6 protein-coding genes are annotated in these 5,953 nt (G+C 64.8%); 4 read left to right on the forward strand and 2 right to left on the reverse strand.

What is annotated here, in order from left to right:
* Together GXY33_19030 and GXY33_19035 are read right to left on the reverse strand one after the other, a co-directional pair.
* On the reverse strand, positions 1-953 hold a 953-nt coding region (locus GXY33_19030; GenBank protein ID NLX07237.1), incomplete at its 3' end, for a hypothetical protein.
* 6 nt (positions 954-959) lie between these two features.
* Positions 960-2,012, reverse strand: a complete 1,053-nt coding sequence (locus tag GXY33_19035) for an alcohol dehydrogenase catalytic domain-containing protein (protein NLX07238.1) — start codon at positions 2,010-2,012, stop codon at positions 960-962.
* Between the two features lie 228 nt (positions 2,013-2,240).
* Between GXY33_19035 and GXY33_19040 the strand changes: the two genes are divergently transcribed.
* The 4 genes from GXY33_19040 to GXY33_19055 form a co-directional block, all read left to right on the forward strand.
* Positions 2,241-2,942 (forward strand): GntR family transcriptional regulator, encoded by a 702-nt coding sequence (locus tag GXY33_19040; GenBank protein ID NLX07239.1) that lies wholly within the window; start codon positions 2,241-2,243, stop codon positions 2,940-2,942.
* 33 nt (positions 2,943-2,975) lie between these two features.
* The gene (locus GXY33_19045; GenBank protein ID NLX07240.1) at positions 2,976-3,938 is read left to right on the forward strand and encodes a thiamine pyrophosphate-dependent dehydrogenase E1 component subunit alpha; all 963 of its coding nucleotides are present in this window, start codon (positions 2,976-2,978) and stop codon (positions 3,936-3,938) included.
* A 107-nt stretch (positions 3,939-4,045) separates the two neighbouring features.
* Positions 4,046-5,026 (forward strand): alpha-ketoacid dehydrogenase subunit beta, encoded by a 981-nt coding sequence (locus tag GXY33_19050; protein ID NLX07241.1) that lies wholly within the window; start codon positions 4,046-4,048, stop codon positions 5,024-5,026.
* Between the two features lie 13 nt (positions 5,027-5,039).
* Positions 5,040-5,953, forward strand: a 914-nt coding sequence (locus GXY33_19055) for a C-terminal binding protein (protein NLX07242.1), incomplete at its 3' end; no start/stop codon positions are given.

Below are 5,953 nucleotides of genomic sequence, written 5' to 3' on the forward strand. Positions count from 1 at the left end.
ATCCGGCTGCCTACGTGACAGCGGTCCGGACCCGCCGGGCCGCCCGCCGCCGGGCTGTGAAACTCCAACTCGCCGAACCCGAACGCCGATCCGCCGCAGAACAACTCCAGCGCGTAACCCGGCCCCTCCCGATGCTCCCACGGCACGTCGATGTACTGGTGATCCTGCCCCAGGTCAAACGTCCGCACCAGAAGCTCGCTGCCCTCCCCGTCCGGCCGCAAATACAGCATTGTCCCGCGAATGTCCGAGGCCCGAAGACCGATCTTGAACGGCTCGGCCAGCGACTTCGAGTAGTCCACCCGGATCAACCCCTTCTCACGCTGCACCGCCGGACCGGGCGAACCGAAAAACGTCACCGGAGCATCCCCAGGTACCGGTACCAGAACCTGCCCGCCCAGCGGAACCTGAATCAAATTCCACAAACACACCGGCATCGCGCTGGGCTGAGCCACGTGCAGAAACGTCATCTCCTCGTAGCCCGCCGACGCCAAGCCCGGAAACGCCCCCGTCGCCTCCGGATCCAGGGCCCGAATCGAACGCGACCAGGAGAACCCGACCTCCACGCCGCTGCGGAACCCCCGAACCATCCCTTCGTTGTCCATCACCAGCGTCGCGCTCTCCAGCGCACAGCGGTAACGACCCGGGTCCGCCGACCGCGGCACCACATAGCTGTTTCCCGGATCCGCCTGGTCGCTAATAAACAGCTCCCGCTCCGGCCCCAGCCAGATCCGATCGCCCCCCGGATTCGCCCAGCCGTCGCCCGCGTGACCGGGATCGGCCAGAAAACCCTCATTAATCCAGAAGAACCCCGGCTGCTCCCGGTCCGTCCAGAGACCCAGCACCCGCCCGTACGACGGCAGCGCCAGAATCGTGTTCCCTTCGTGCCCGAACGTAATCGTCTCGAGCCCAGCCGCCGTCAGCCGCGATTTCGCCTCGTCAAATGGTAATGTCATGTCCGATCAGTCCTGCTCGATCATCATCTTGATACGCGTCTCGTTCTTGCCCTTCATGTCCTTCATCGCCTGCGGCACGTCCTCCAACCGGTACCGGGCGGTGATCAGCGGACGCAAATCCAGGATGCCTCTTTCCATCAGCCGCAAAATCGCCTTGTACATCCCCAGACTCCCCGCTGACGGGATGATCCGCACGTCCCCGAACACCATCCGGTCAATGTCGAAATGCTCCAGCGTCTTCTCGTAAAACGCCACCACCGACATCGCCCCGCTCGTGTTGATCACCTTCAGCGCCTCAGCGAACATCGCCGTCGAGCCCGAAGCCTCGACGATCTTGTCCACGCCCCACTCGCCGAACTGCTCCTTGATCCCGTCCTTGAGGCTCATCCGGGTCGTGTTGATCGCCCCGTCCACCCCCAGGTCCATGGCCGCCTTCAACTTATAGTCCTTCCGGGCCGCGATCGCCACCTTCGCCGCCCCGCACAGCTTGGCCAGCTTCGCCGCCGCGATCCCGATCGGACCCGACCCGATCACCAGCACCGTGTCCGAAATCCCCACCTCAGCCCGCTTGACCGCCAGCAGCGCCGTCGCCGCCGGCTCCACGAACGCCCCGTTGTCGAAGTCCACGTTGGCCGGCAGGTGCATCAGGTGACGCTCCGGCATCAGGATGTACTGGGCATACGCCCCGTCCCACGCCCGGATCGTCCCCACCGCCCGGCAATGCTTGCACAGGCCGTACTGACCCACCAGACACTCATGGCAGTGCCCGCACGCCACCGCCGTATCGCCCACCACCCGGTCGCCCGGCGAAAAGTACATCACGTCCGACCCCGTCTTGGCCACCACCCCCGACCACTCGTGGCCCAAGGTCATCGGAAACGGCACATCGCCGGATTTGACGAACGAAAACTCCCCGGAATAGATCGCGTAGTCCGTCCCGCACATCCCCGCCCGAACCACCCGACACAACACGTCATGCGGCCCGATCTCCGGAATCTCCACGTCCATGAGCCGCAAATCCAACGGTTTGACCAGCCGAACCGCCTTCATCGTCGCCATGACCTAGACCTTTCGAGTATCATTAGTTATTAACTATAACCATAAGTCGTATCTGAAAAAGGGGACATTCTACTTTTCTGGTCACAGGTTCATTTGACGTACCATGAAGAAAAGTAGAATGTCATCCTCGATGGACAAAACTCGTTGACAGCGGTTGCCGGTGGCAGTAAGATTGTTAACTGTTAACAATATGGTTGTCATACAGCATTATACAAGGTCCGGGACCGAATGAAAGCGGAAAAACCCATCTCGCCGGTCTCCCGTCGGTCGCTGAGCGAGCAGGCCGCCGAGCACCTCCGCGAAGCCATTCTCCGCGGGCAAATCAAGCCCGGCCAGCGGATCATCGAGGAAGAAGTCGCGGCCATGATGCAGACCAGCCGCGGACCGATCCGAGACGCCCTGATCCTGCTCGAACACGAGGGGTTGGTGGTCCGCGAGCGGAATCGCGGAGCCACCGTGGTCAGCCTCTCCGCGGAGGATTACGAGGAGGTCTGGAGCCTCCGCATGGCCCTCGAAGGTCTTGCCCTGCACGGTGCGTTCGAGCGGGCCGACGAGGACGACCTGCGGCGGCTCGAAGGCGTGGTCGACGAGCTGGCGGCGTGCCTGGAGAGCGATTTTTCGGTCCAGGAGGCGGTGGACCTGGATCTGCGTTTTCACGAGGAGCTGGTCAACGCCTCGCACCACCGCCGGCTGATCGCCTATTGGCAGGGGCTGCGGTCGCAGATCTGGTACCTGATTTTCACCCGCAACATCGGCGAGGGCGTCAGCTACCCGCGTGAGGGGCACGTCTACCACAAGGACCTGATCGAAGCCCTTCGCAACAAGGATCTGGCCCGAGGTGAGGAGCTTTTGCGGTCGCACCTCGACAGCGCCTACTCCGATCTGATCACGGTCCAGAAATCCCGGCGCAAGAGCAAGAGCGGCGGCTGAGGCATTCATTAGTATAAGTAAGGAATCACCAACGTGCAGATTGACGCCGATACCCAACGCGAGTTTCTGCGGCGGATGATGGCCATCCGCATCTTCGAGAGCGAAATGGCCGCCCGGTTTTCCCAGGGCGAGTTGCCCGGGTTCATGCACGTTTACCTGGGCGAAGAGGCCACCGGCGTGGGCGTCTGCGGCGCGCTGCGGAAGGACGACACGATCACGAGCACGCACCGCGGCCACGGCCACTGCATCGCCAAGGGCGGCGAACTGCGGAAGGTGGCGGCGGAACTGATGGGCAAGGAGGCGGGCTACTCGCACGGTCGCGGCGGCAGCATGCACATTTTTTCGAAGGAGCTGGGCATTCTCGGGAGCAACGGGATCGTGGGCGGCGGATTGCCGCTGGCCACCGGGGCTGGTCTGGCCGCCAAGCTGCAGAAGAGCGACCGGGTCAGCGTGTGCTTTTTCGGCGACGGAGCGGCCAACGAGGGCGTCTTCCACGAGTCGCTGAACATGGCCGGGGTCCACCGCCTGCCGGTGATCTACGTCTGCGAGAACAATCTCTACGCGACCGAGACTCCGGTCCGCGATGCGACCCGCACCAAGGACTTCGCCGACCGCGCCGCGATCTACGGCATGCCGGGCGTGATCGCCGACGGCAACGACGTGCTCGACGTGCACGCCAAGGCGTCGGAGGCGGTGGCCCGGGCCCGCCGCGGCGAGGGTCCGACGCTTCTGGAGAGCAAGACCTACCGCGTCTGCGGCCACTACGTCGGCCACGCCGAGACCGGCTACCGCACCAAGGAGGAGCTGGAGCAGTGGCAGCGGCGCGACCCGATCCAACTCTTCTCGAAGCGGCTGATCGACGCGCGGATCATGACGGCAGAGCAGATCGACCGGATGCGCGAGCAGGTCAAAAAGGAGTTCGACGACGCCTACGCCTGGGCCAAGGCTGCGCCGTCGCCGAAACCGGAGAGCGCCCTGGACTTCGTCTGGGCGTGAATCAGGGCAAGCGGACGAGCGACATGGCAAGCACAGCGACGACCGCCGGACAGACCGGGCAAACGCAACCGCGGCCGAACCGGCCGCCTCAAAAGGAGCATACGAGCGTGAGGCAGATCACGTACCTCCAGGCGATCCGCGAGGGTTTCGCCGCGGGCATGCGGCGCGACAACGGGTCGTTCATCGTCGGCGAAGGCATTGCCGTCCGCGGCGGATGCTTCGGCCACACCAAGGGCCTCTACGAGGAGTTCGGGGCGGAGCGCGTGCTCGACCTGCCGATCTCGGAGGCTTCGTTCGTGGGCATGTGCGCCGCGGCTGCGGCGTGCGGTTCGCGGGCCGTGGTCGACCTGATGTACCTCGATTTTTCCACCCTGGTGATGGACCAGCTCGTTAACCAGGCGACCAAATTCCGGTACATTTCCGGCGGTCAGTTCACGATGCCGCTGACGCTCAGCGCGGTCTTTGGCGCGCAGGGCTCAGCCGGCTGCCACCACTCGCAGTCGCTGTACCCGTGGTTCGTCTACGCGCCGGGCATCAAGGTGGTGATTCCCTCGACGCCGTACGACGTCAAGGGCCTGCTCGCCTCGGCCGTCGTGGACGACAACCCGGTGGTGGTGCTGGAGCACCGGGCGTTGCTCGGCCGCAAGGGCGACGTGCCGGAGGAGGACTACTTTTTGCCGATCGGCGAGGCGGCTGTGCTCCGCGAAGGGCGCGACGTGACGGTGCTGTCCTCCGGGTTGATGGTCAGCCACGCCCTCCAGGCCGCGGCCATGCTGGCCGAGAAGGGCGTTTCGGCCGAGGTGATCGACCTGCGGACCATCTGGCCGCTCGACGAGAAGACGATCATCGAGTCGCTCAAGAAGACGCTCAAGCTCGTCGTGGTCGACGAGGGCCACGCGCCATGCGGGATCGGGGCTGAGATCACCGCCCTGGTCCAGGAGAAGGCGTTCGACTACCTCGACGCCCCGGTCGCCCGCGTCCACACCGCGCACGTGCCGATTCCGTTCGCGCCGGAGCTGGAGCGGTTCGTGTTGCCCAACGCCGAGAAAGTCGTCCAGGCGGTCCTGGCGATGCAAACCCGCTGGTAGGAGATTTCCGATCATGACCGACTACAAAGTCGCTTTCACCGAGCATCTCTATCCGGAGACGGCCGTCGAGCAGGGCATTCTCGAGAAGGTCGGGGCGAGCCTGGCGATCGGCCAGTGCCGCACCGAAGACGACGTGATCGCGATCGCCCGCGACGCCGACGCGTTGCTGACCTACGTCTTCAAGCCGATCAGCGAGAAGATCATGGCCGCCTGCGGCAAGGTCAAGATCATCCTGCGGGCTGGGATCGGCGTGGACACGGTGGACATTCCGGCCGCCACGCGGCACGGCATCGTGGTGACCAACCTGCCGGGTTTCTGCACGAACGAGGTGGCCGATCTGACCATCGCGATGATGCAGAGCCTGCTGCTGAAGCTTCCGATCGCGATGAAGCAGACGCAATCCGGCGGCTGGGACCGCGGCGCGATCAAACCGATCTACTCGCTGAACACGATGACGGTGGGGATCGTGGGGTTCGGGTCGATCGGCCGGCAGTCGGCCCGTCGGGCCGCGGCGTTCGGCATGACGGTGCTCTTCTACGATCCGATGGTCGCGGGCGACGTGGCGATCGGCGAGACGACGGCCAGGAACGTCGGCCTCGACGAGCTGTTCGGGCAGTCCGACGCGATTCTCCTGCACGCGCCGGCGACCGCCGAGACGCACCACCTGATCAACCGCCAGACGCTGGCCAAGGTCAAGCAGGGGGCGGTGCTGGTCAACACGGCCCGCGGCGCCCTGGTCGATACCGACGCGGTGGTCGAGGCGCTTCGGAGCGGGCGGCTCGGCGGGGCGGCGTTTGATTTGATCGAGAACGTGCCGCCGTGGTCGGCTGAGCATCCGCTGCTGCAATTCGAGAACGTCATCGTCACGCCGTACTACGCATGGTACACCGAGAACTCGGTGGCCTACGCCCGCCGGCGGGCGGCGGA

It is taken from the genome of Phycisphaerae bacterium, assembly GCA_012729815.1.
In the GTDB taxonomy this organism is placed as follows: Bacteria; Planctomycetota; Phycisphaerae; order JAAYCJ01; family JAAYCJ01; genus JAAYCJ01.

What these genes read in the sequence shown, in the direction of transcription:
- GXY33_19040 (NLX07239.1), top strand. Translation starts at nt 2,241, where the DNA reads ATGAAAGCGGAAAAACCCATCTCGCCGGTCTCCCGTCGGTCGCTGAGC.
- GXY33_19035 (NLX07238.1), bottom strand. Translation starts at nt 2,012, where the DNA reads ATGGCGACGATGAAGGCGGTTCGGCTGGTCAAACCGTTGGATTTGCGG.